Raw genomic sequence first — 22,658 nt, 5'->3', positions numbered from 1 at the left:
AAGGATTGTGTATGGATCAGCTCCCGATCATCGACATCAGCCCGCTCTATTCCACCGACCAAAACGCCTGGCCCGCCGTCGCCGCGCAGATCGACCAGGCCTGCCGCGAATGGGGCTTTTTCTACATCAAAGGTCATCCGATTTCAGCGCAGCGCATCGACGCCGTGCTCGATCAGACTCAACGTTTTTTTGCTCTGCCCGCAGCGGAAAAACTCAAGATCGACATAACCCAGACCCGCCATCATCGCGGCTACGGCGCCATCGCCACCGAGCAACTCGATCCGAGCAAGCCCAGCGATCTGAAAGAAACCTTCGACATGGGCCTGCACTTGCCGGCGGATCATCCCGACGTGCTCGCGGAAAAACCGCTGCGCGGGCCGAATCGCCATCCGGCGCAAGCAGGCTGGGAGGCGCTGATGGAGCAGCACTACCTCGACATGCAGGCCCTCGCGCAAACCCTGCTTCGCGCCATGACCATTGCGCTTGGCATCGAACGGGATTTCTTCGACAGCCGTTTCACTGAGCCGGTCAGCGTCTTGCGAATGATCCACTACCCACCGCGCCACACCGCCAGTTCCGCCGACCAACAAGGCGCCGGCGCGCACACCGACTACGGCTGCATCACCCTGCTCTACCAGGACAGCGCCGGCGGCCTGCAAGTAAAGAACGTCAAAGGTGAATGGATCGACGCGCCGCCGATTGACGGCACCTTCGTGGTCAACCTCGGTGACATGATGGCGCGCTGGAGCAATGACCGTTATCGCTCGACACCGCATCGGGTGATCAGCCCGCTGGGGGTGGATCGCTATTCGATGCCGTTCTTCGCCGAGCCGCACCCGGACACCCGCATCGAATGCCTGCCCGGTTGCCAGGACGCACAGCATCCGGCGAAATATCCGACCACCACATGCGCCGAATTCCTGCTGTCGCGCTTCGCCGATACCTACGCCTATCGGCGCGAGCCGCAAGCGGTGTGATGGATCGCTTGGTCAGGTTTTGCCAATTGTTTCGGCGAGCATCTGTAGAATGGCCGCCATCTGCACCTGATGAGAAAAGAATATGTACGATTGGCTCAACGCCCTGCCCAAGGCCGAACTGCACCTGCATCTGGAAGGCTCGCTGGAGCCTGAGTTGCTGTTCGCCCTGGCCGAACGCAACAAGATCGCCCTGCCGTGGAGCGATGTCGAAACCCTGCGCAAGGCTTACGCCTTCAACAACCTGCAGGAATTTCTCGACCTGTATTACCAGGGTGCTGACGTGCTGCGCACCTCCCAGGATTTCTACGACCTGACCTGGGCCTACCTGCTGCGCTGCAAAGCGCAGAACGTGATTCATACCGAACCGTTCTTCGACCCGCAGACCCACACCGACCGGGGCATCCCGTTCGAAGTGGTGCTCAACGGCATCGCCGCCGCACTCAAGGATGGCGAGCAGCAACTGGGCATCACCAGCGGTTTGATCCTGAGCTTCCTGCGTCATCTGAGCGAAGACGAAGCACAGAAAACCCTCGATCAGGCGCTGCCGTTCCGTGATGCATTCGTCGCCGTCGGCCTCGACAGCTCGGAGATGGGTCACCCGCCAAGCAAGTTCCAGCGTGTGTTCGACCGTGCCCGCCACGAAGGCTTCCTGACTGTTGCCCACGCCGGTGAAGAAGGCCCGCCCGAGTACATCTGGGAAGCTATCGACCTGCTGAAAATCCAGCGCATCGACCATGGCGTACGCGCCATCCAAGACGAGCGCCTGATGCAGCGGATCATCGACGAGCAGATTCCGTTGACCGTGTGCCCGCTGTCGAACACCAAGCTCTGCGTGTTCGATCACATGTCGCAGCACAACATCCTCGACATGCTCGAGCGTGGGGTGAAGGTCACCGTCAACTCCGACGACCCGGCGTACTTCGGTGGTTACGTCACCGAGAACTTCCATGCGCTGCATGAACACCTGGGCATGACCCAGGATCAGGCCAAGCGTCTGGCGCAGAACAGCCTGGATGCGCGTCTGGTAAAACCATAAGCAACACCGCATAACCTCTGTAGGAGTGAGCCTGCTCGCGATAGCGGAGTGTCAGATACACATCTTTTAACTGACACACCGCTATCGCGAGCAGGCTCACTCCTACAATTGGATCTATGTTCAGCCAGCGTTCTCTGCTTCAGTCAGCTCTTCCAGGGTTTTACCGCGCGTCTCCATCCCGAACAGCCACACCACCCCCGCCGCAATCGCAAAGCACAGCGCGCCCAGCGCAAACACCCCGCCCTGCCCGGTAATCGGGAACACCAGCCCGGTCACCAGCGGCCCGAGCAACGAGCCGACACGGCCAATCGCCGAGGCAAAGCCCGAGCCTGTGGCGCGCGCCGAAGTCGGGTACAACTCCGGCGTATAGGTGTAGAGCACCGCCCACATGCCGAACAGGAAAAACTGCATCAGCAGCCCCGAGCTGATCAGCAAGGCGACGTTGCCGCCGAACACCGCGCTCTGCCCGTAGAGAAACGCCATCACCCCGCCGCCAAGCAACGTCACGATGCACACCGGCTTGCGCCCCCAGCGCTCCACCAGCCACGCCGCCATCAGGAATCCGGGAATCCCGCCCAGAGAAATCAGCACGGTGTAATACACCGACTGGGTCACGGCAAAACCCGACTGTTGCAACAACGCACTGAGCCACGATGTCAGCCCGTAGAAACCGAGCAAGGCGAAAAACCACAGGCTCCAGATCATCGTCGTGCGCTGACGATATTGCGGCGACCAGATCTGCCTGAGCGCCGAGAAGAAGTTGCCCGGCGGCGTCACTGTCCTTGGCAGGCGCACCGGCTCAGGCAGCGTCGCGACCCCGAGCGACGTGCGCACGCGCGCCTCGATAGCGCCGAGGACCTTATCCGCTGCTTCGTGGCGTCCGGCTTGCTCCAGCCAGCGCGGTGATTCGGGGATAAAGAACCGGATCGCCAGCACAAACACCGCCGGCACCGCCAACACCAGGAAAATGTCGCGCCAGCCAATCAATGGCAGCAGGAAGTACGACAGCACCCCGGCGGCGACGAAACCCAGCGGCCAGAAACCGTCCATCAATGCAATGTAACGCCCGCGCCGTTGCGCCGGGATCAATTCAGAAAGCATCGATTGTGCAATCGGAAACTCCATGCCCATGCCGATCCCCAGCAGGATGCGGAACAGTGTCAGGCTCTCGACCGTTTGCGCGGTCGAACACAGGTAACTGGCCACGCCCCACAGCACGATGCTCCACTGAAACACCGGTTTGCGCCCGAAGCGGTCGGCGAGCATGCCCGACAGCGAAGCCCCCAGCACCATGCCGAAAAAACTCGAACTGGCGAGCAGGCCAGCCTGTGCACTGCTCAAGCCGAACTCGGTTTTGATCGAACCGAGCAGGAACGTCATCATGGCCAGGTCCATGGAGTCGAAAAAGAACGCCAGGGCAATGATGATGAAAATGACCCGGTGATAACCGCTGAGCGGCAGCCGTTCCAGGCGTTCTGCCGCGCTGAAGTTTCGCGTATCCATGCCCATCCCCTCCGCAATGTGTGCGGATCGAGTGTGCGCGATAACGCCTCAGCGCTTTTTCTGGATACGACCTGTTCGCAGTCACAGGCGACGCCAGCGTCGAAGTGTCGGCCGGCGACCGCTCTACTACGCCAATTCCAGCTCTGTTTCCTTGGCGAACCGGTGAATTTCCCGCTGCCCGGCCGGGGTCACTTGCAAGGCTCGGGAATCCTTGGGCAATGCCAGCCAGCCGTACTGCATGAACAGTTGCAGCACCGCCGCGCCCAGTGAACCGCCCAAGTGCGGGCGACGCTCGCTCCAGTCCGGACAGGCACACGCCACCTGAGCCTTGCGATGAGCGAGGGCCTGGATGAATACCCCGCGGCTGGCCAGTTGCGTCGAGCCTTTGAGGGTCACCACGACCCGCTGCTCGATCTGTTCGAGCCATCCGGCATCGAGCAGACGTTGATACAGATCGGCGGCCAGCGTGCCCCCCAAATGGTCATCGCAAAAGCGCGCACGCAGCAGTGAAGACGGCGCAGTCCGGGGGTTGACGCTCGGCGTCGAGCGTTTGAATACGTGAGGAATTTCTCGTGGTGCGCTGGCGATCGTGGCACTGGCCAGGGCCTCGATGGCCGCCGCGATCTCCGGGGCTGCCAGGCGGAAAAAGCGCTTGCGCCCACGAACCTCGACTTTCAACAGCCCCCCGGCGGACAAACGCCCCAGATGCGCACTGGCCGAGGATGGCGACAACCCTGCCAGCAGCGCCAGCTCTTCGGTCTGGCGGGCCGAGCCATCCATCAACGCCCACATCATCGCACTGCGCTTGGGGTCGGCCAGCAGCGTGGCGATCTGGCTGATGCAAGGTGCATGTTCCATGTATTCACTCCCTGTTGAATCGTATCGTCTACTGCTCGAAGACATCTTGACCAGTAATGGGTCATCGGCCAAGACGGGTAAAACGCCATGAACCGGAGCAAGCCAGGCCGGTGCTGCGGCACCCGTCGATGGAGTGTCCGCGGCGTTTGTGCAGCGCTCGCCCGGCCCTGGAAAACCGGCCGGATTCAGTCCTGACCGGTTATCGGTGCAGGTTTGAGGCGGTGGCTAGTATAAGCGGGATGCACGCTGCTTCCTGCGCCGTGGCTGACACGAATGGTGATAGTTCCTGAGTGAAATTTCGCTAATTGCCTGCGACTAATGATCAACTTTCGGGAAATGGGGAAATTGACTACTCAATTCGGCGCATCGGCTGGCGAGCATTTCCCTCAAAAGGTTCACCGGCTTACTCAATTGTGCGCGATGGGCGCACAACAGATTCAGCGGAGCACGCTCACAGAGCAGCTCCGGCAGCAACACTTTGAGGCGTCCGGCGAGGACATCCGCACCGACATCGAGCCACGATTTGTAGGCGATCCCCGCCCCCGCCACCGCCCACAACCGCACGACGTCGGCGTCATCACTGAAGCGATCGCCACTGACCGTCAGACCGACTTCACGTTTGCCGTCATGAAAACTCCAATGGTCGTGCACGCGGCTGCCGAGCATGTAGAGCAGGCAGTTGTGCTGCGCCAGTTGTTCGAGCTGACGCGGTTCGCCGTGGCGCGCCAGGTACGCCGGCGATGCGCAGAGCACGCGGCGATTGTCCGGGGCGATGGGCAGCGCCACCAGGCTCGAATCTTCCGGCTCGCCATAGCGCAGGGCGATGTCCACCGGCTGGCGGAACAGGTCGGCGATGCGATCACCGAGTAACAGGCGCACGGTCAGCTTCGGATGCTCGCGCTGAAAATCGTCGAGCCACGGCAACAACAGGTTGCGCCCGAAATCCGAAGGCGCCGACAACTGCAGGATGCCGCTGACCTGATCCTGCGCGCTGGAGAGAAATCGCCGGCCTTCGTCCAGCGAACTCAACGCGGTTCGCGCGTATTCGAGAAAACCCTCACCCTCGGCGGTCAGGCGCAGGCTGCGGGTCGAGCGCGCCAGCAAGCGCACGCCCAGTTGTTGTTCGATGCGCTTGAGCGCCGCGCTGGCCACAGCGGCAGACATATCCATCACTCGCGCCGCTGCAGACAGGCTGCCCAGATCCGCAGCGCGAACGAACAACTGCAAATCGTCGAAACGCAGCATTTTCGGCCTCGATTATCAAAATAAAATTGAAAGAGACTGCTCTTTTAGCTGGTTTTATCGCGCCGATAAATAGCCAATGATGGGTTCAAGCAAATTTACCCAGCGACTGGAGCCAAACATGTCCCAAGCATTCACCGCCATCGCCACGCTGATCGCCAAACCCGGCCAGCAGGACACTCTCGAAAACGCCCTGCGCGCACTGGTTGAGCCGAGTCGCGCCGAAGAAGGCTGCGACCAGTATGACCTGCACCGCGACCTGGCCGATCCGCTGACCTTTTATGTGATCGAACACTGGGCCAGCGAGGAAATCCTTTCGGCGCACAACGCCAGCGCGCATTTTCAGAACTTCCAGGCCGCAGCCGGCCACTGCATCGAACACTTCCAACTGAAACGCCTGGGCGTCATCGCCTGAGCCCTTCTTCTATTACCGTTACGGAGCAAGTCATGAAAGCCATCGCCTATTACGCCTCCCTGCCGATCAGCGACGAAAAATCCCTGCAAGACATCGAACTGCCTGAGCCGGTCGCCGGCCCGCGCGACCTGCTGGTGGAAGTCAGAGCCATCTCGGTAAACCCGGTCGACACCAAGGTGCGGCAGAACGCGGCGCCGGAAAACGGCGCGGCAAAAGTGCTGGGCTGGGACGTGGCCGGTGTGGTCAAGGCTGTCGGCAGTGACGTGACGCTGTTCAAGGCCGGCGACAAAGTGTTCTACGCCGGCTCCATCGCCCGTGCCGGTGGCAACAGCGAACTGCACGTGGTCGATGAGCGCATTGTTGGTCACATGCCCAAATCCCTCGGTTTTGCCGAAGCCGCCGCGCTGCCGCTGACCGCGATTACCGCGTGGGAACTGCTGTTCGAACGCCTGCAGATTCGGGAGGGCAAGACCGATGAAGGTCAAAGTCTGCTGATCGTCGGCGCCGCCGGCGGCGTCGGTTCGATTCTTACCCAACTGGCCAGGCAGTTGACCGGGCTCAAGGTCATCGGCACCGCGTCCCGTGCACAGACTCGCGACTGGGTGACCGAGCTGGGCGCCGACCTGGTGATCGACCACAGCCAGCCGTTGAGCGAAGAACTGCAACGCGCCGGCATTGATCAGGTGACCCACGTCGCCAGCCTGACCCAGACCGATCTGCACCTGGAGCAACTGGTCGAGGCGCTGGCGCCGCAAGGCAAACTCGCGCTGATCGACGATCCGAAGTCGCTGGACGTGAGCAAGCTCAAGCGCAAGAGCCTGTCGCTGCACTGGGAGTTCATGTACACACGCTCGCTGTTCGAAACCCCGGACATGATCGAGCAGCACAAACTGCTCAACCGCGTGGCCGAGCTGATTGATGCGGGGACGCTGAAGACCACCGTCGGCGAGCATTTCGGCACGATCAACGCGGCGAACCTGCGACGTGCGCATGAGCTGCTGGAAAGCGGCAAAGCCAAGGGCAAAATTGTTTTAGAAAGTTTCTGAAAACCCGAACGTCGTCATCGGCGCCAGTCCTTTCAAGGGCTGGCGCTGTTGTTTGCCGTCAGTCAGATGCTCGCTCGTTGTCACAAATCCGATCGTATTCAGGTCTACACTCGAAGCCTCTGCGATGCATCTTTTACACAAGGGAGGTCAGTAATGAAGATCCTGATAAAAGAAGTGGCAAAGTCCCAATGGCAGGTTCGCCTGGACCAGCACGCCGTGACCTTTCGCAGTGAAGCCGAGGCGCTCGCCTTCACCCGTACCCTCGAAGCGCGCCTGCACGCGCCCCATCGGATTCCCGACCCCGGACAGCAACGCGCCGTCGGCTAAGGCAATCAGGCTTCGGCCTGTGCTTGCGCCAGTGCCCGGGCATTCTGCAAATGCCGGGTGTACATCGCGACGCTGACCACCAGCAACCCGCACAGACTGATGACCATGGCCATCGGCATGGCGCTGCCATCGTGCAGAACGCCCACCAGCGAAGCCGCGCCGGACGCCACGCTGAACTGCAGGCAGCCCATCAGTGCCGACGCACTACCGGCACGCGCACCTTGGCCGTTCATTGCACACGCCGCTGCGTTGGGCAGGATGCAGCCGAGGCTGGCGATACACACGAACAACGGAATCAACAGCGGCCACAATGCCTGGGTGTGCAGCGAGCTGACCGCGAGCAAAGAAACCCCGGCCAGCAGATACACCCACACCGCCCGCGCCAGCAGGAACGCCGGACCGCGCTTGGCCAACAGCCGCGCATTGACCTGGGCCACCAGAATGAAACCCGCCGCATTGGCGCCGAACAGCCAGCCGAAATGCTCGGCCGGTACGCCGTAGAGTTTGATGAAGACGAACGGTGATCCGGCGATGTAGGAAAACATCCCGGCAACCGCGATACCGCCGGTCAGCGCGTGGCCGAGAAATACCCGGTCGCCGAACAACCGGCCGTATTGGCGCAACGCACCGGACAATGGCTGGCGCGGCACGTGGGCCGGCAGACTTTCCGGCAGCCCCAACGCCACAGCCAGGCCGGCCAGTGCGCTGAAGCCCGTCAGTGCGAGGAAGATCGACTGCCAGCCCGTGGTGTTGACCAACAGACCGCCGAGCAACGGCGCGAGAATCGGCGCCAGGCCCATCACCAGCATCAGTTGCGAAAAGACTTTCGCCGAACCGACCGCATCACACTTGTCGCTGACCACCGCTCGTGAAATCACCATCCCCGCGCAGCCACCCAGTGCCTGAACGAAGCGCGCGCCGATTAGCCATTCCAGATTCGGCGCGTAGGCGCAAGCCAGCGAGGCCAGGGTAAACAGCCCGACACCGACCAGCAGCGGCAGGCGCCGCCCAAACCGGTCGGCCACCGGGCCATACAACAACTGCCCGATCGACAGACCGGCGAAATAGGCTGCCAGGGTCAGCTGGACGTGCTTTTCATCGGTGCCAAAGGCCAGCGCCATCGACGGGAACGCCGGCAAATAAAAGTCGATCGCCAGCGGACCGAAGGCGCTCAAGGCACCGAGAATCAGAATGGTACGGAAGTTCATCAGGCATCCAAGTGGGATAGGAGTCAGCAGCCCGACAGTCTAGCCGCACTGGGACACCATGAACATTCCGATAGCTCGCTAACTATTAGAAATCAGATGACCTACATCTGAAACCTGTGACGAGGGAGCTTGCTCCCGCTGGACTGCGCAGCAGGCCCAGTGTTTTTCAATTGGAAAAAAGGGCCGCTTCGCGACCCGGCGGGAGCAAGCCCCCTCGCCACAGGGGATTTATCGTTATCAGGCGAGTTTTACCCGGTAGCCCTCTTCGCTGATCACCTCGATCACCTGCTCGGGGCTGAGCGAACTCTCGACGCCGACTTCTTTGGCCGCCAGATCGACCCGCACGCTGGCCGCCGGATCCTTCGCTTGCACCGCGCTGGTGATGGCTTTGACACAGTGGCCGCAGGACATGCCTTGAACGTTGAACACTTGCATGGATTTGACTCCTTTGAGTGAGGTTGCCGGCAGTGTCGAGCTTGCCACCATGGCAAGGTCAAGTTCTGCAGAAACCTGCCGGGCTGGCAATCGGCGTCGCGCTCAGCCAAGCTGCGTGCATCAATGACTCAAATTCAGGAGATTCAGCCATGCGCTGGTCAGCTTTCAGCCTGTTTGGCTTGCTCAGCCTCTTTGCTGCCGTTCCTCAAGTACAAGCCGCCGGCGAGGATTTTGCGGTGCTGATCATTTCCCGCGAGCGTCTGGAAGTGTCGACCTCCTGCGAGATCGGCGTGTACCTCGAGGATCAGTTGTCGGCACGACTTTTCCAGGAGCAAAGCACCTCGTTCAACCTGCCCCCGGGCACTGTGTCGCTGCGTCTGAAACTACTGCCGGGGCAAGTGCCGGGCTGTAATCCGGGTTTGCTGGCGCCAGGTTCGCAGGAGATCAAACTGCAGGCTGGTGATGTGCAGAAGTATCGGATCGCGATGACTCAGGAAGGCATGTACCTCAAGCGCGCCGATCTCGGGTATTAAGTTGGCGCTTGACCTTGCCCGCGTGGCAAGGTTGATCCTTGTAGACATCTTCTACAGGGAGTAAGACCGATGTCCGATTCCATCACCTTCGATCTGCCGATTGCCGGCATGACCTGCGCCAGTTGCGCCGGACGTGTCGAGCGGGCGTTGCGCAAAGTCAGCGGCGCCAGTGCCGTCAGCGTCAATCTCGCCACTGAACAGGCCCGCGTCCAGGCGCCCGGCGACAGCTTGCCGGCGTTGATGGAGGCGGTTGAACGCGCCGGTTACAGCGTGCCGCAGCAGACTGTGGAACTGAGCATCGACGGCATGACGTGCGCCTCGTGCGTCGGTCGCGTCGAGCGCGCCCTGAACAAGGTCCCCGGGGTGAAGAGCGTCAGCGTCAACCTCGCCAACGAACGCGCGCACCTCGAATGGCTCGGTCAGGTCGATATTCAGTCGCTGCTCGATGCTGTGAGCAAGGCCGGCTACTCGGCCAGCGTCTGGCAAGCCGAACTCCCCGCCACCGATAAACAGCAACAGCGCCTGCAACATGAGCGCTGGGCGCTGATCTGCGCGATCGCCCTGGCCTTGCCACTGGTGTTACCAATGCTGCTGCAACCGTTCGGCATTCACTGGATGCTTCCGGCCTGGGCGCAATTCGCCCTCGCCACCCCGGTGCAATTCATTTTCGGTGCACGTTTCTACGTGGCCGCTTGGAAAGCCGTGCGCGCCGGCGCCGGTAACATGGACTTGCTGGTGGCCCTCGGCACCAGCGCCGGTTATGGCTTGAGCCTGTACGAATGGGCCACCGCCGCCGGGCGCATGCCGCATCTGTATTTCGAAGCTTCAGCCGTGGTGATCGCCTTGGTGCTGCTCGGCAAATATCTGGAAAGCCGCGCCAAGCGTCAGACCGCCAGCGCCATCCGCGCCCTCGAAGCCTTGCGCCCGGAACGGGCGATTCAGGTCATCGACGGTCGCGAGCAGGACGTGGCGATCAGCGCCCTGCGTCTGAACGATCAGGTCTTGGTCAAACCCGGTGAACGTTTCCCGGTAGACGGCGAAGTGCTTGAAGGCCAGAGCCACGCCGACGAAGCGCTGATCAGCGGCGAAAGCCTGCCAGTGCCAAAACAGCCGGGCGACAAAGTCACCGGCGGTGCGATCAACGGTGAAGGTCGGCTGCTGGTGCGCACCACTGCCCTCGGTGCAGAAAGCGTGCTGGCGCGGATCATCCGTCTGGTCGAGGACGCTCAGGCAGCGAAAGCGCCGATCCAGAAACTGGTGGATAAAGTCAGCCAGGTGTTCGTGCCCACCGTGTTGCTGATCGCCCTCGCCACCCTGATTGGCTGGTGGCTGTACGGCGCACCCATGGAAACCGCGTTGATCAACGCCGTCGCCGTGCTGGTGATCGCCTGTCCGTGTGCCCTGGGCCTCGCTACCCCGACGGCAATCATGGCCGGCACCGGCGTGGCTGCGCGCCATGGGATTCTGATCAAGGATGCCGAAGCGCTGGAACGTGCCCATGAAGTCGACAACGTGGTCTTCGACAAGACCGGCACGCTGACTTCCGGCACCCCGCGTATCGCCCATTTCAGTGCGCTGGATGGCGATGAAAATACCCTGCTGACACTGGCCGGCGCCCTGCAACTCGGCAGCGAGCATCCGCTGGCCAAAGCCGTGCTGGACGCTGCTGCCGAGCGCAGTCTGCCGGTGCCGGATGTCAGCGACAGTCAGTCCCTGACCGGTCGCGGCATCGCTGGCACGCTTGACGGTCGGCGCCTGGCGCTGGGCAATCGGCGCTTACTGGAGGAAAGTGGCCTGAGCGCGGGCAATCTCGCCGAGTTCGCCAAGGCTTGGGAAAGCCAAGGCCGAACCCTGTCGTGGCTGATCGAGCAAAGCCCGGAACCGCGTGTACTCGGCTTGTTCGCCTTCGGCGACACGCTCAAGCCCGGCGCACTGCAAGCCGTGCAGCAACTGGCCGCCCGAGGTATCCACAGCCATCTGCTGACCGGCGACAACCGTGGCAGCGCCAAAGTCGTCGCCGAGGCCCTGGGTATCAGCAATGTCCACGCCGAAGTGCTCCCCGCCGACAAAGCCGCGACCGTCGCCGAACTGAAGAAGACCGGTGTGGTGGCGATGGTCGGCGACGGCATCAACGACGCCCCCGCACTGGCCGCCGCCGATATCGGCATCGCCATGGGCGGCGGCACCGATGTGGCCATGCACGCCGCCGGCATCACTCTGATGCGCGGCGATCCACGGCTGGTGCCGGCAGCACTGGAAATCAGCCGCAAGACCTACGCGAAGATCCGCCAGAACCTGTTCTGGGCCTTCGTCTACAACCTGATCGGCATTCCGCTGGCGGCGTTCGGCTTCCTCAATCCGGTGCTGGCCGGTGCGGCGATGGCGCTGTCGAGCGTCAGCGTGGTGAGCAATGCGCTACTGTTGAAAACCTGGAAACCGAAGGATCTGGAGGAGCACCGATGAACATCGGCCAAGCGGCCCGGCACAGTGGCCTGAGCGCGAAGATGATCCGCTATTACGAGTCGATCGGCCTGCTCAAGGCTGCCCATCGCACTGACAGCGGCTACCGGATCTACAGCGACGATGATCTGCACACCCTGGCGTTCATCAAGCGTTCGCGGGATCTGGGGTTTTCCCTGGAGGAAGTCGGCAAGCTGCTGACCCTGTGGCAGGATCGCCAGCGCGCCAGTGCCGATGTGAAAGCGCTGGCCCGTCAGCACATCGACGAGCTGAATCAGAAGATCCGCGAGCTCGGCGAATTGCGCGACACCCTGCAGGATCTGGTCGAGCACTGTAATGGCGACCATCGCCCCGACTGTCCGATCCTCAAGGAACTGGCGTCGGGCTGCTGCGCGCAACCCGCCCGCGCTTGAGCGCCAGCAACTTCACGGTCAACAAGGTGCCTAGCGGAATGCCGTGGAACAGCATGACCACGGCACCCGGTGTCCACCAGCCGTAAAACGGCGCGGCAATCAGCATGCCGACGCCGAACCCGGTCATTTGCAGCAAGGTCAGGAAACTGAAAATCGGCAGACGCAAATGCTCCGGTTCACGTTGCAGGCGCGACATCAGGCCGACTTCGGAAACGCCGTCACCCAACCCCGCGGGCAGGGAAAACAGCAGCAGCCCGAAAAGGCTGTGCTGCTGAAACATCAGGATAAAGCCGCAGGACATTAACGCCACACCGAAGAAATACCGTCGCTCCAAATCACGGTTATCCGTGCCTTTAAGGCGACTGGCAATCCGTGCGCCGAGCAGTTTGCCGCTGGCCCACACCGCCAGCATCAGGCCCAGCGTGGTGCTGGCCGAATCGGGTGTGAGCAATTTGGAAATGATCGGAAAGCCGACGTTGTGCGCGGCGCTGCCCAAGGTATCGGCCATGGTCACGGCGAGCATCGCGGCAACCACCGGAGCACTGCGCAGGCCTTGTTTCAGGGCTGACCATTCGCCGCGTTCGCTGGCCGATTGTTCGCTGACGTCTGCAGCGGCAAAGCGCAACGGCGTAATCAACAACGCCGCCAGCAAGTAGGTCAATGCGTTGAGCGCGAATACCGTTTCGAAACCGAAGGCCGCCACCAGCAAACCGGAAACCAGACTGCCGCCGACCATCGCCGCCGAGGATGCCGAGGTGATCCAGGCATTGGTTTTCAATAGCTGCGCCGGGTCGATCAGCCGTGGCAACTGACTGTTGAGGCCGATGGCGAACATCGAGTTGCCAAAGCCCAAACCGAAGGCAATCACCGGCAACAGCAACGCCTGCTGGCTCACCGGCAGGATCAACAGCAGACCGAGCAGCGCCGCGCGCAAAAGATCGAAGGCAATCAGCGGCATCCGGCCATACCAGCGCCGGTAGAAACGCGTACCGATCAGACTGGCAAAGATCCCCCCGCCAACCCGGCTGGCGAGAAAGATCCCGACGCTCATGGCGCTGTTGCTCAGCAGGTAAACGTAAGTCGCCAGCGCGACCATGTTGAGGAAGGCGCCGAAATCGGAGATCAGCCGGGCGGTGATGATGAGGCGGGCGTTCACATTCAATCCTTGAGTGTGCGAGGGCGGACAAGATTCCCACACACATTCCAGGAACACCACACATCCCTATGGGAGCGGGCTTGCCCGCGAAGGCGGTGTGTCAGCCAACAAGGATGGCGGCTGATACGGCCCCTTCGCGAGCAAGCCCGCTCCCACAGGGGATCTGCGGTGGTGCTGGAAATGGGGCATGCACAAAAAACCCGGCCGAAGCCGGGTTTCTGTTCAAGCGCTTACTGCATCCACGGTGGCGGAGGCGGTTCGTCGGACTTGCCTTTGGGCTCGTCATCCGCCGCACGGATCGCCTGCTTGCGCTCTTCGTCGAGCCGCGCCGCTTCAATCTCGCGCAATACACCGCCAACGTCGGCCAGATCTTCCGGATCGTCGAACTCGCCAGTCAGCACGCTGTTGGGGTGCAAGGTGCCGGCTTCGTACAGCGCCCACATTTCTTTCGCATAGCGGGTCTGTTTCAGCTCCGGGGCAAAGCGCCCGAAGTACGAAGCCATGTTGCCCACATCGCGCTCGAGCATGCTGAACGCGTGGTTGTTGCCCGCCGCATCCACCGCCTGCGGCAGGTCGATGATCACCGGGCCGGTCGGGGTCAGCAGCACGTTGAACTCCGAGAGGTCACCGTGCACCAGACCGGTACACAACATCAGCACGATCTGCGAGATCAGGAACGCGTGATATTCGCGGGCCTGATCCGGCTCCAGCACCACGTCGTTCAGACGCGGCGCGGCATCGCCGTACTCATCGGCCACCAGCTCCATCAGCAGCACGCCATCGAGAAAATCGTATGGCTTGGGCACTCGCACGCCGGCACCGGCCAGACGGAACAGCGCCGCGACCTCGGCGTTCTGCCAAGCGTCTTCGGTCTCTTTGCGACCGAATTTCGAACCCTTGGCCATCGCCCGGGCCTGCCGGCTGTTACGCACCTTGCGGCCTTCCTGATACTCGGCCGCCTGGCGGAAACTGCGTTTGTTCGCCTCCTTGTAAACCTTCGCGCAACGTAACTGGTTACCGCAGCGCACCACATAAACAGCTGCTTCTTTACCACTCATGAGTGGGCGCAGCACTTCGTCGACCAGACCGTCTTCGATCAGGGGTTCAATGCGTTTTGGAGTCTTCATCAGCTTTTATTGTGGGTCCTTTATTACCAAACACGCGAATGTCACTCGTTATACGGCAATCCTCGCGCTACGGGGAGGGGTTGCCGACCTGTGAACCCTGTGGATGCACACACTATGCCGAAATAATCGACTATTGCCGATCATAGCCGAGCCCGTTTGAAATGTTGGCAATCAGCGTCGAGGGCATTTGCGACAGAATCTGACATCGCATGCATTTCCCTCCTGTGGGAGCGGGCTTGCTCGCGAAGGCGGTATGTCAGCCAAAATTACAGTAACTGACACGGCACCTTCGCGAGCAAGCCCGCTCCCACAGGGGGATTGCGCTCAACGTTCGATAATCGCGGTGACACCCTGCCCCCCAGCGGCACAGATCGAGATCAGCCCCCTGCCCTTGCCTGCCGCATCCAGCAATTTCGCCAGGTTGGCGACAATCCGCCCGCCGGTCGCAGCAAATGGATGCCCCGCGGCCAGCGAGCTGCCTTTGACATTCAACCGGCTGCGGTCGATCGAACCCAGCGGTGCGTCCAGCCCCAAGCGCGTCTTGCAGTATTCCGGGTCTTCCCAGGCCTTGAGCGTGCACAGCACCTGCGCGGCGAATGCTTCGTGAATTTCGTAGTAGTCGAAGTCCTGCAAGGTCAGCCCGTTGCGCGCCAACAGGCGCGGCACGGCATACACCGGCGCCATCAACAACCCTTCGGCGCCGTTGACGAAATCCACCGCTGCCGCCTCGCCATCGCGCAGATAGGCGAGGATCGGCAGACCACGCTCCTTTGCCCATTCCTCACTCGCCAGCAACACCACCGCGGCCCCATCGGTGAGCGGCGTGGAGTTGCCCGCCGTCAGCGTGCCCTTGGCGCTTTTTTCGAAAGCGGGTTTTAGCGTGGCGAGTTTTTCCAGAGTCAGGTCCGGGCGCAGGTTGTTGTCACGGGTCAGGCCGAGGAACGGTGTCATCAGGTCGTTGTGCCAGCCTTCGCTGTAGGAGGCGGCGAGTTTGTGATGGCTTTCGAGCGCCAGTTGATCCTGCTCTTCGCGAGGGATATTCCAGGTCTGGGCCATCAGCTCACAGTGCTGCCCCATCGACAGACCGGTACGCGGCTCGCCGATACCGGGGAGTTCCGGGATCAGGTGCCGTGGTCGCAGTTGCAGAAAGGTTTTCAGCTTGTCGCCGGTGGTCTTGGCGCGGTTGGCCTGCAGAAGAATTTTGCGCAGGCCTTCGCTGACGCTGATCGGCGCGTCCGAAGTGGTGTCGACGCCACCGGCAATGCCGCAGTCAATCTGGCCGAGGGCAATTTTGTTCGCCACCAGCAGCGCCGCTTCCAGCCCGGTACCGCAGGCTTGCTGGATGTCATAGGCCGGGGTGGCCGGTGACAGCCGTGAGCCGAGCACGCATTCGCGGGTCAGACTCATATCCCGTGAAAATTTCAGCACCGCACCGGCCACCACTTCACCGATGCGCAGACCGTGCAGGTTGTAACGTTCGATCAGGCCTTCAAGGGCAGCGGTGAGCATCACCTGATTGCTGGCAGTGGCGTACGGCCCGTTGGAACGGGCGAAAGGAATACGGTTACCACCGATGATGGCGACGCGGCGCAGCTGACTCATGAAAAGCTCCTTATCCAAATGGTCGAATTCACCGGAATCCCCTGGTAGGAGTGACCTGTGGCGAGGGGATTCATCCCCGATGGGTCGCGCAGCGGCCCCCTCATTGCAATCGCTATACATTGCGACTGCTTCGCAGCCGATCGGGGATGAATCCCCTCACCACAGGTCACTCCTACAAGGTTCAGCGTTGTTACTGAATTTGTGTTTGGCCACACAACCATCAGCGGCCGACTACTCTGCTGTTCTAGCGTAGGCCTTATTGCGTGGATCGAACGATTGATTGCCGTTGGTAGTCCACACTTTGAACCCCAACTTTTGGAGAGCGTTCCATGTCTGACCGCTATATCGACTTCGCCAACTCATCCATCGGCCACCGTCTGGTCGGGGCTTTGGGCCTGCCGTCGCCGGTGCGGCTGGAACGCTGGCAGGCCGGACGCCTGCGGCCGGTAGACGGTGCGCTGCTGATCGGTGGCGGGCCGCTGGCTGAACGGGTCAATGCGTTCGCCAACCGCCTGACCGATGCGATCTACAGCTACGGCACCGAACCTTCAATGGCCACCGCGTGGATTCCCGGGCACGGGCCGAAACTCAAGGCCGTGGTGTTCGATGCCAGCGACCTGCAACACACCGACCAGCTCAAACAGCTGCGCGAATTCTTCCAGCCACTGATGAAAAACCTCGACCACAGCGCACATCTGGTGATTCTCGGCCGCGCCCCGGAGACCCTGCGCGATCCCTTCGCCTCCAGTGCGCAACGGGCACTCGAAGGCTTTTCGCGTTCGCTGGCCAAGGAGCTGCGCAGCGGCGGCACGCTGCAACTGATCTATGTCGGTGAGGGTGCCGAAGATCAACTGGAAGGGCCGTTGCGATTTTTCCTCTCACCAAAAAGTGCCTTTGTCTCCGGGCAGGTGATTCGCCTGACCGCGTGCACTACACCCGTCAGCGACTGGACCCGGCCATTGGCCGGACGCAAGGCGCTGGTCACCGGCGCGGCACGCGGGATCGGCGCATCAATCGCCGAAACCCTGGCCCGCGACGGCGCCGAGGTGATTCTGCTCGATGTGCCGCCGGCCAAGACCGATCTGGAAGCCCTCGCCGCGCGCCTCGGTGGCCGGGCGATCACCCTCGACATCTGCGCCGACGACGCTGCAGCGCAACTGATCGAACAGCTGCCGGACGGCCTCGACATTCTGGTGCACAACGCCGGGATCACCCGCGACAAGACCCTGGCCAACATGACCCCGGAATTCTGGGATGCGGTGCTGGCGGTCAACCTCAATGCCCCGCAGGTGCTGACCAAGGCCCTGCTCGACAGTGGCACCCTGCACGACAATGCGCGGGTGATTCTGCTGGCCTCGATCAGCGGCATCGCCGGCAATCGCGGACAGACCAACTACGCCACGAGCAAGGCCGGACTGATCGGCCTGGCGCAGGCCTGGGCGCCGACGCTGCACGAACGCGGTATCAGCATCAACGCGGTAGCACCGGGCTTCATCGAAACCCAGATGACCGCGCACATCCCGTTCGGCCTGCGTGAGGCCGGACGGCGCATGAGTTCGCTGGGCCAGGGCGGTTTGCCGCAAGACGTCGCCGAAGCCGTCGCGTGGCTGGCGCAACCGGGCACCGGCGCTTTTACCGGCCAGGCGCTGCGGGTCTGTGGCCAAAGTGTTCTGGGGGCGTAGACATGAGCATTGAATGGCACACCCTCGACCGAGAACCGAGCTTGCCCGGGTTGTACACGCGGGCCGCGACGCGGCGCAAGATCACCGGCACCCGACTGCCCGAAACGGGTTTGCGTTGCTGGGTCGATGTCGACCCGCAGAAACTGGCGGCCTATCGCAAGGTCTGCGGCTTTGCCGATGACGGCCTGCTGCCGCCGACTTATCCACACATCCTCGCGTTCGCCCTGCAGATGCAATTGCTCACGGCCAAGGAGTTTCCGTTCCCGTTGCTGGGGCTGATTCACCTGAGCAACCGCATTCGCGTGTTGCGGCCGATGGGCGGGATCAACCGAGCACAAATCAGCGTCCGTGTGCACAACCTGCAGCCACATCCCAAAGGCGCGACTTTCGAGGTGTTGACCACTCTGGATGATCAACTCGGGCCGCTGTGGGAAGCCGAAAGCCAGATGCTCTGTCGCGGAGTGAAACTCGACGGCGAACCTGTCGAGCAACACTGGGAACCGTCCCAGGTGTTGACGCAAGTGGCGCAATGGAAAGCCCCCGCCGATATCGGTCGGCAGTACGCCAAAGTGTCGGGCGACTACAACCCGATTCACCTGAGCGCTGCCAGCGCCAAACTGTTCGGTTTTCCCACGGCGATTGCTCACGGTCTGTGGAACAAGGCACGAACCCTCGCCGCACTGGCTGATCATCTACCTAAGGCCAACCTTGAAATCGCCGTGCACTTTCGCAAACCGGTGCGCTTGCCCAGTGAGGTTTCATTGCTGGCGAGTGCACCGGGGTCCAGCGGCGAGTTGCGCCTGATCGGCAACGGCGATCTGGAGCACATGGTCGGTCAGTGGCAACCGGTTGCCTGACCCCGTACCCCGGAGGCAAGCCTGTAAATTGTGTATATATCACTTAAGTTTTGCCGCGCCCGAGACCGTACTCTGAAAAACTCCAGGCCTTGATTTTCAAGGCCTTTTTTTATGCGTCTATATCTTGGGTATTAGTGCTTAGGCACGGCGCGGCGCCTTATATATAAAGGCGTTAATACCAACTTGAGAATGGTAGAAAAGCACCGCGCGATCGAGATTGGCACCACGGACGAGGCATCACCGGCGACAGATCGGTGAGCCATCGAAAACGACGAATGTTGTTACAGGTGCAAGGAATCTCAATCATGAAAACTCAAGTGTGGTGCAAATCGGCAACAGCTCTGGCATTGATCCTCTCTCTCGGTCTGGCTGGCTGCAGCAGCGGCGGTGGCGGCCATCACAGCAGCTCCGGCAGTTCTTCGCCAGACGGCGCAACGTCGGGCACTGGCGGCACTGGCGGCACTAGTGGCAGTGGCGGTACTGGCGGCACCGATACCGCTGGCACAGGTGGTACCGGTGGCACTGGCGGTACCGGCACGACCAACCCGACCAATCCGACGAACCCAACCAATCCTACCAATCCGACAGACCCTACGGATCCAACCAATCCGACCAACCCGACCACGACACCACTGGTGACCACCACCCTGGTGCAGGATGTCGGTAACACCGTCGCCGGTGTCGGCGATGGCGTCGGTCAGATCGGTGATTCGCTGAGCACCGTTCCGGTGGTCGGTGGCGTCGTGCAAAGCGCGGCCAACACCGCTGGCAATGTGGTCAGCACTTTGGGTGATGGCGTGGCCAACGGCATCGGCAAACTGGGCACGGTCGACAATGGCCTGGGCGTCACCGCAGCCTCGGTCGGCGGCGTGGTTTCAGATGTCGGCACCGGCGTCTCGGACCTGAGCGGCAAACTGGCGACCGCCACCGGCAGCGTTCCGGTCGTCGGCGGCGTGGTGACCAAAGTCGCCCCGGTACTCGACGGCGTCGGCGAGAAAGTCACCATGCTCGGCGACACCCTGAGCCTGGCTACCACCACCGGCCCACTCGGTTCAGTGACCAAGAGTGTCGGCAACGGTCTGGTGCCAGTGATTGCGATGGTGGAAAGCACCACCGACAAAGTAGGCGATGCGACCGGCCTCGGCGCTCCGCTCAATGGCGTGATCGGCCAGGTCGGCGGCGCCGTCAAAGGCCTGGGTGGTCAAGTGACCGGTGCCGGTAGTGGCAACGCCTTGACCAACACTGTTGGCGGCGCCTTGACCAATGTCGGCACCGCCGTCGGCAAAGCCGGCGGGCTGGTGGATAACGGTACCAGCACCGGCGGTGGTCTGGGTGGCGGCCTGGGCGGTACCGGTCTGCTGCAAACCGTTGGTGGCGCCGTGGTCAATGTCGGTTCCGGCCTGAATGCCGGCAGCACCAACGGCGTGGTCAGTGCCGGCGGCGTCACGGCTGGCGGACTGGGCAACACCATCGCCTCGCTCAACACCGTACTCGGTGGCTCGGGCACGCCGATCACCGCCACCACCTCGCCACTGGCCACGGTCGGCGCCACCGTCGGTGCCGGGCTTAACCCGGTCACCAGTGCGGTCACCAGCGTTACCCAACAAGTCGGCGCCGCAACGGGTCTGGGTGCGCCGGTCTCCGGTCTCACCGGCCAGGTTGGCGGCGCCGTCAGCAGCATCGGCAACACCATTGCCGCCACCAACAACCCCGTCACTACCGCCGTCGGTGGAGTGGTCAGCAACGTCGGCGCTACCGTCGGTGCGGTCGGTGGCCTGCTCAACGGTGGCACCAGCACCGGAGGCACCGCAACCGGAGGTCTGGGCGGCGTGCTCGGTGGTCTGACCGGCGCCCTGGGAGGTAACAATCGCTAAATTGCACCTGGCCGATTCGACGGCCTCACCTACAGCGCCTACGCTTGGTTGAGGGCGGAAGATTCCCACGAGTCTTCCGCTTTTTTCTTAGGAAAAATTCAGCCCAGCGCTGTGATCTGACCATGGAGTGTCCTATGCGCGTAATGGCATCCCTGCTGTTCCTCAGTCTCAGTTCCGCCGCCCTCGCCGACACCCTGCCCAGCTTTCTCAACAGCAACGAAACCACGCGTAACCTGCCCGTGCCGAACCTGCCGGCGGATGCCTATCGCCCCGCCGCCACGCCCCTGCAAGTACCCGACCCCGGCGCGGCCACGGCGCAGCCGCTGTTGATGGAGACCAAAATCAATCTGAAAACCGTGCAGATCGAAGGCGGCACGATCTACCCGCTCAACGAACTGGCTGAAGTCTACAAACCCCTGATCGGCCACCCGAGTAGCCTCGCCGACCTGATCGAAGCCACACGCGACATCACCCGGCGCTACCAGAAGGACGGTTATCTGCTGTCCTATGCCTTCCTGCCGCAACAGCGTTTCGACGATGGCGTGGCCCGGGTGGTGTTGGTGGAAGGCTATGTGCGCGATGTGCAGGTGCAGGGCGATGTCGGCCGGGTCAAAGGCCTGCTCGACGAACTGGCAGCCAAAATCCAGGCCGAACGCCCGCTGACCCGCAAGACCTTCGAACGCTACACCACCCTGATGACCCGGATCCCCGGGGTGACCATCCAGGCGCAAGTGCCGCCGCCCGGCACCACCGACGGTGCAACGACGCTGGTGGCCCAGGCTAGCCGCAAACCGTTCACCAGCACCATGAGCACCACTGAAGACAACCGCAACGGTACGCAGGCGTTGCTGGGGGTCAGCAGTAATTCGCAGACGGCGATGGGCGAGCAACTGACCCTGAGCGGTCTGTTTCCACCGGGCGACGATCACGAGCGCTACTACCGTGTGGACTACAACCAGTTCCTCAACAGTGAAGGCACGCAACTGAGCCTGTTTGCCTCACGCTACCGGGCTGACCCGGGCACCAATGTGCTCACCAGCGACGGCTTCGAACTCAAGCCGCACAAGGAAGACGATCGTTACTCCATCGGCATCAGCCACCCGTTCATTGCCGCTTCCAACGAGCTGCTTAACGCGGGAGCGCGGCTGTATGCAGTGGATAACAAGAACCGCTACGACGTGGTCGGCTATCCGATCAGCATCGAAGAGCGTACCAACGTGCGTGCCCTCGCATTCGAAGGTGACTGGCGCAAAAGCGATGCGCGGCAATTGCGGATTCTCAGCGGCGGCGTGTATCAAGGTCTGGACAGCATGGGCGCGCATTCCAACAACCCGGCGCTGGACCTGAACTTCCTGCGCCTGCGCCTTTCCGGCGTGCAGAGCGACAAGTTCTTCGACAACTGGCAAGGCGTGCTGTCGGCCGCGCTGTACTGGAGCGACGACACCCTGCCTGACAGCGAGCGTACGGTGTTCGGCGGGCAGAATTTCGGCCGTGGTTACCCTGACGATCAGGCATCGGGCGACAAAGGCTGGGGCGCGGCTTACGAGGTCAACTACAGTTTCAATCGCGACGGCAACTGGGTGCGCATCCTGCAACCGTATGTGGTGCTGGATCGTTCGAAAACCTGGTTCAACAAACTGCAGGTGCAGAGCAACGACCTGTCATCGGCAGCAGTGGGGCTGCGCTTTGGCGACGCCAAGTACTACAACATTGCGTTGGAGGCCGCCAAGCCGATGTCCGATGAAGCACTGGATACGTTCAATCGTCGGGCGCGTTACAGCATCAGTTTCAGCTATCAACTGTAGGGTGTCTGATCAATCAACAGAGCAGACAGACCGCCTTCGCGAGCAAGCTCGCTCCCACATTGGAATGCACATCCCTGTGGGAGCGGGCTTGCTCTCACATTG

General features: G+C 61.9%; 20 protein-coding genes. 12 read left to right on the top strand and 8 right to left on the bottom strand.

What is annotated here, in order from left to right; all coding sequences use genetic code 11:
• Positions 1-11: 11 nt before the first annotated feature.
• Positions 12-977 (top strand): isopenicillin N synthase family oxygenase, encoded by a 966-nt coding sequence (locus CKW11_RS15670; protein WP_095138229.1) that lies wholly within the window; start codon positions 12-14, stop codon positions 975-977.
• 82 nt (positions 978-1,059) lie between these two features.
• The gene (locus CKW11_RS15665) at positions 1,060-2,013 is read left to right on the top strand and encodes an adenosine deaminase (RefSeq protein WP_095138228.1); all 954 of its coding nucleotides are present in this window, start codon (positions 1,060-1,062) and stop codon (positions 2,011-2,013) included.
• Between the two features lie 120 nt (positions 2,014-2,133).
• On the opposite strand, the gene CKW11_RS15660 is transcribed toward CKW11_RS15665, so the two are convergent.
• The 3 genes from CKW11_RS15660 to CKW11_RS15650 all read right to left on the bottom strand — a co-directional run bounded on the left by CKW11_RS15660 (position 2,134) and on the right by CKW11_RS15650 (position 5,619).
• The gene (locus tag CKW11_RS15660; RefSeq protein WP_095138227.1) at positions 2,134-3,516 is read right to left on the bottom strand and encodes an MFS transporter; all 1,383 of its coding nucleotides are present in this window, start codon (positions 3,514-3,516) and stop codon (positions 2,134-2,136) included.
• A 126-nt stretch (positions 3,517-3,642) separates the two neighbouring features.
• The gene (locus CKW11_RS15655; RefSeq protein WP_095138226.1) at positions 3,643-4,374 is read right to left on the bottom strand and encodes a helix-turn-helix transcriptional regulator; all 732 of its coding nucleotides are present in this window, start codon (positions 4,372-4,374) and stop codon (positions 3,643-3,645) included.
• Between the two features lie 315 nt (positions 4,375-4,689).
• A complete protein-coding gene (locus tag CKW11_RS15650) occupies positions 4,690-5,619 on the bottom strand; it encodes a LysR family transcriptional regulator (protein ID WP_095138225.1) in 930 nt (309 codons plus the stop codon).
• A gap of 118 nt (positions 5,620-5,737) precedes the next feature.
• On the opposite strand from CKW11_RS15650, the gene CKW11_RS15645 reads away from it, so the two are divergent.
• The 3 genes from CKW11_RS15645 to CKW11_RS28655 all read left to right on the top strand — a co-directional run bounded on the left by CKW11_RS15645 (position 5,738) and on the right by CKW11_RS28655 (position 7,404).
• Positions 5,738-6,031 carry a putative quinol monooxygenase gene (locus tag CKW11_RS15645; protein ID WP_095138224.1) on the top strand — a complete coding sequence of 98 codons (294 nt, stop codon included), beginning with the start codon at positions 5,738-5,740 and terminating at the stop codon, positions 6,029-6,031.
• Between the two features lie 32 nt (positions 6,032-6,063).
• The gene (locus CKW11_RS15640; RefSeq protein ID WP_095138223.1) at positions 6,064-7,077 is read left to right on the top strand and encodes a zinc-binding alcohol dehydrogenase family protein; all 1,014 of its coding nucleotides are present in this window, start codon (positions 6,064-6,066) and stop codon (positions 7,075-7,077) included.
• Between the two features lie 153 nt (positions 7,078-7,230).
• Positions 7,231-7,404 carry a hypothetical protein gene (locus tag CKW11_RS28655; RefSeq protein ID WP_166496092.1) on the top strand — a complete coding sequence of 58 codons (174 nt, stop codon included), beginning with the start codon at positions 7,231-7,233 and terminating at the stop codon, positions 7,402-7,404.
• A 5-nt stretch (positions 7,405-7,409) separates the two neighbouring features.
• On the opposite strand, the gene CKW11_RS15635 is transcribed toward CKW11_RS28655, so the two are convergent.
• Both CKW11_RS15635 and CKW11_RS15630 read right to left on the bottom strand, forming a co-directional pair.
• Positions 7,410-8,612 (bottom strand): multidrug effflux MFS transporter, encoded by a 1,203-nt coding sequence (locus CKW11_RS15635; RefSeq protein WP_095138222.1) that lies wholly within the window; start codon positions 8,610-8,612, stop codon positions 7,410-7,412.
• A gap of 237 nt (positions 8,613-8,849) precedes the next feature.
• On the bottom strand, positions 8,850-9,047 hold the full coding sequence (locus CKW11_RS15630; RefSeq protein ID WP_095138221.1) for a heavy-metal-associated domain-containing protein: 198 nt from the start codon (positions 9,045-9,047) through the stop codon (positions 8,850-8,852).
• Positions 9,048-9,196: 149 nt separating this feature from the next.
• Here CKW11_RS15630 and CKW11_RS15625 point away from each other — a divergent pair, with 149 nt between their 5' ends.
• From CKW11_RS15625 to cueR, 3 genes are all read left to right on the top strand, one after another.
• Positions 9,197-9,580, top strand: a complete 384-nt coding sequence (locus tag CKW11_RS15625) for a hypothetical protein (protein WP_095138220.1) — start codon at positions 9,197-9,199, stop codon at positions 9,578-9,580.
• A gap of 69 nt (positions 9,581-9,649) precedes the next feature.
• Positions 9,650-12,043, top strand: a complete 2,394-nt coding sequence (locus CKW11_RS15620) for a heavy metal translocating P-type ATPase (RefSeq protein ID WP_095138219.1) — start codon at positions 9,650-9,652, stop codon at positions 12,041-12,043.
• Positions 12,040-12,453, top strand: coding sequence for a Cu(I)-responsive transcriptional regulator (gene cueR / locus CKW11_RS15615; protein ID WP_047600471.1), 414 nt, complete (start codon positions 12,040-12,042; stop codon positions 12,451-12,453). The genes CKW11_RS15620 and cueR overlap by 4 nt, the downstream gene beginning before the upstream one ends.
• Here the strand turns inward: cueR and CKW11_RS15610 are convergent.
• From CKW11_RS15610 to CKW11_RS15600, 3 genes are all read right to left on the bottom strand, one after another.
• Positions 12,407-13,609, bottom strand: a complete 1,203-nt coding sequence (locus CKW11_RS15610; RefSeq protein WP_095138218.1) for an MFS transporter — start codon at positions 13,607-13,609, stop codon at positions 12,407-12,409. The two genes, cueR and CKW11_RS15610, sit on opposite strands and share 47 nt — an antisense overlap.
• 230 nt (positions 13,610-13,839) lie before the next feature.
• Entirely contained in the window at positions 13,840-14,736 is an 897-nt protein-coding gene (locus tag CKW11_RS15605) for a PA4780 family RIO1-like protein kinase (protein WP_003221347.1), read from the bottom strand.
• A 324-nt stretch (positions 14,737-15,060) separates the two neighbouring features.
• Positions 15,061-16,338, bottom strand: coding sequence for an acetyl-CoA C-acetyltransferase (locus CKW11_RS15600; RefSeq protein WP_095138217.1), 1,278 nt, complete (start codon positions 16,336-16,338; stop codon positions 15,061-15,063).
• 329 nt (positions 16,339-16,667) lie between these two features.
• Here CKW11_RS15600 and CKW11_RS15595 point away from each other — a divergent pair, with 329 nt between their 5' ends.
• The 4 genes from CKW11_RS15595 to CKW11_RS15580 all read left to right on the top strand — a co-directional run bounded on the left by CKW11_RS15595 (position 16,668) and on the right by CKW11_RS15580 (position 22,556).
• Entirely contained in the window at positions 16,668-18,020 is a 1,353-nt protein-coding gene (locus tag CKW11_RS15595) for a 3-oxoacyl-ACP reductase (RefSeq protein WP_095138216.1), read from the top strand.
• A gap of 2 nt (positions 18,021-18,022) precedes the next feature.
• Entirely contained in the window at positions 18,023-18,877 is an 855-nt protein-coding gene (locus CKW11_RS15590) for a MaoC/PaaZ C-terminal domain-containing protein (RefSeq protein ID WP_095138215.1), read from the top strand.
• Positions 18,878-19,182: 305 nt separating this feature from the next.
• Positions 19,183-20,751 carry a collagen-like triple helix repeat-containing protein gene (locus CKW11_RS15585; RefSeq protein ID WP_095138214.1) on the top strand — a complete coding sequence of 523 codons (1,569 nt, stop codon included), beginning with the start codon at positions 19,183-19,185 and terminating at the stop codon, positions 20,749-20,751.
• A 134-nt stretch (positions 20,752-20,885) separates the two neighbouring features.
• Positions 20,886-22,556, top strand: coding sequence for a ShlB/FhaC/HecB family hemolysin secretion/activation protein (locus CKW11_RS15580; protein WP_095138213.1), 1,671 nt, complete (start codon positions 20,886-20,888; stop codon positions 22,554-22,556).
• Positions 22,557-22,658: the final 102 nt, after the last annotated feature.

The sequence above is a fragment of the Pseudomonas sp. Irchel s3a10 genome (assembly GCF_900187525.1).
GTDB lineage: Bacteria > Pseudomonadota > Gammaproteobacteria > Pseudomonadales > Pseudomonadaceae > Aquipseudomonas > Aquipseudomonas koreensis_G.
This window is presented reverse-complemented; position numbering and strand designations above follow the sequence as displayed.

What these genes read in the sequence shown, in the direction of transcription:
- CKW11_RS15670 (WP_095138229.1), top strand. Translation starts at nt 12, where the DNA reads ATGGATCAGCTCCCGATCATCGACATCAGCCCGCTCTATTCCACCGAC.
- CKW11_RS15665 (WP_095138228.1), top strand. Translation starts at nt 1,060, where the DNA reads ATGTACGATTGGCTCAACGCCCTGCCCAAGGCCGAACTGCACCTGCAT.
- CKW11_RS15660 (WP_095138227.1), bottom strand. Translation starts at nt 3,516, where the DNA reads ATGGATACGCGAAACTTCAGCGCGGCAGAACGCCTGGAACGGCTGCCG.
- CKW11_RS15655 (WP_095138226.1), bottom strand. Translation starts at nt 4,374, where the DNA reads ATGGAACATGCACCTTGCATCAGCCAGATCGCCACGCTGCTGGCCGAC.
- CKW11_RS15650 (WP_095138225.1), bottom strand. Translation starts at nt 5,619, where the DNA reads ATGCTGCGTTTCGACGATTTGCAGTTGTTCGTTCGCGCTGCGGATCTG.
- CKW11_RS15645 (WP_095138224.1), top strand. Translation starts at nt 5,738, where the DNA reads ATGTCCCAAGCATTCACCGCCATCGCCACGCTGATCGCCAAACCCGGC.
- CKW11_RS15640 (WP_095138223.1), top strand. Translation starts at nt 6,064, where the DNA reads ATGAAAGCCATCGCCTATTACGCCTCCCTGCCGATCAGCGACGAAAAA.
- CKW11_RS28655 (WP_166496092.1), top strand. Translation starts at nt 7,231, where the DNA reads ATGAAGATCCTGATAAAAGAAGTGGCAAAGTCCCAATGGCAGGTTCGC.
- CKW11_RS15635 (WP_095138222.1), bottom strand. Translation starts at nt 8,612, where the DNA reads ATGAACTTCCGTACCATTCTGATTCTCGGTGCCTTGAGCGCCTTCGGT.
- CKW11_RS15630 (WP_095138221.1), bottom strand. Translation starts at nt 9,047, where the DNA reads ATGCAAGTGTTCAACGTTCAAGGCATGTCCTGCGGCCACTGTGTCAAA.
- CKW11_RS15625 (WP_095138220.1), top strand. Translation starts at nt 9,197, where the DNA reads ATGCGCTGGTCAGCTTTCAGCCTGTTTGGCTTGCTCAGCCTCTTTGCT.
- CKW11_RS15620 (WP_095138219.1), top strand. Translation starts at nt 9,650, where the DNA reads ATGTCCGATTCCATCACCTTCGATCTGCCGATTGCCGGCATGACCTGC.
- cueR (WP_047600471.1), top strand. Translation starts at nt 12,040, where the DNA reads ATGAACATCGGCCAAGCGGCCCGGCACAGTGGCCTGAGCGCGAAGATG.
- CKW11_RS15605 (WP_003221347.1), bottom strand. Translation starts at nt 14,736, where the DNA reads ATGAAGACTCCAAAACGCATTGAACCCCTGATCGAAGACGGTCTGGTC.
- CKW11_RS15600 (WP_095138217.1), bottom strand. Translation starts at nt 16,338, where the DNA reads ATGAGTCAGCTGCGCCGCGTCGCCATCATCGGTGGTAACCGTATTCCT.
- CKW11_RS15595 (WP_095138216.1), top strand. Translation starts at nt 16,668, where the DNA reads ATGTCTGACCGCTATATCGACTTCGCCAACTCATCCATCGGCCACCGT.
- CKW11_RS15590 (WP_095138215.1), top strand. Translation starts at nt 18,023, where the DNA reads ATGAGCATTGAATGGCACACCCTCGACCGAGAACCGAGCTTGCCCGGG.
- CKW11_RS15585 (WP_095138214.1), top strand. Translation starts at nt 19,183, where the DNA reads ATGAAAACTCAAGTGTGGTGCAAATCGGCAACAGCTCTGGCATTGATC.
- CKW11_RS15580 (WP_095138213.1), top strand. Translation starts at nt 20,886, where the DNA reads ATGCGCGTAATGGCATCCCTGCTGTTCCTCAGTCTCAGTTCCGCCGCC.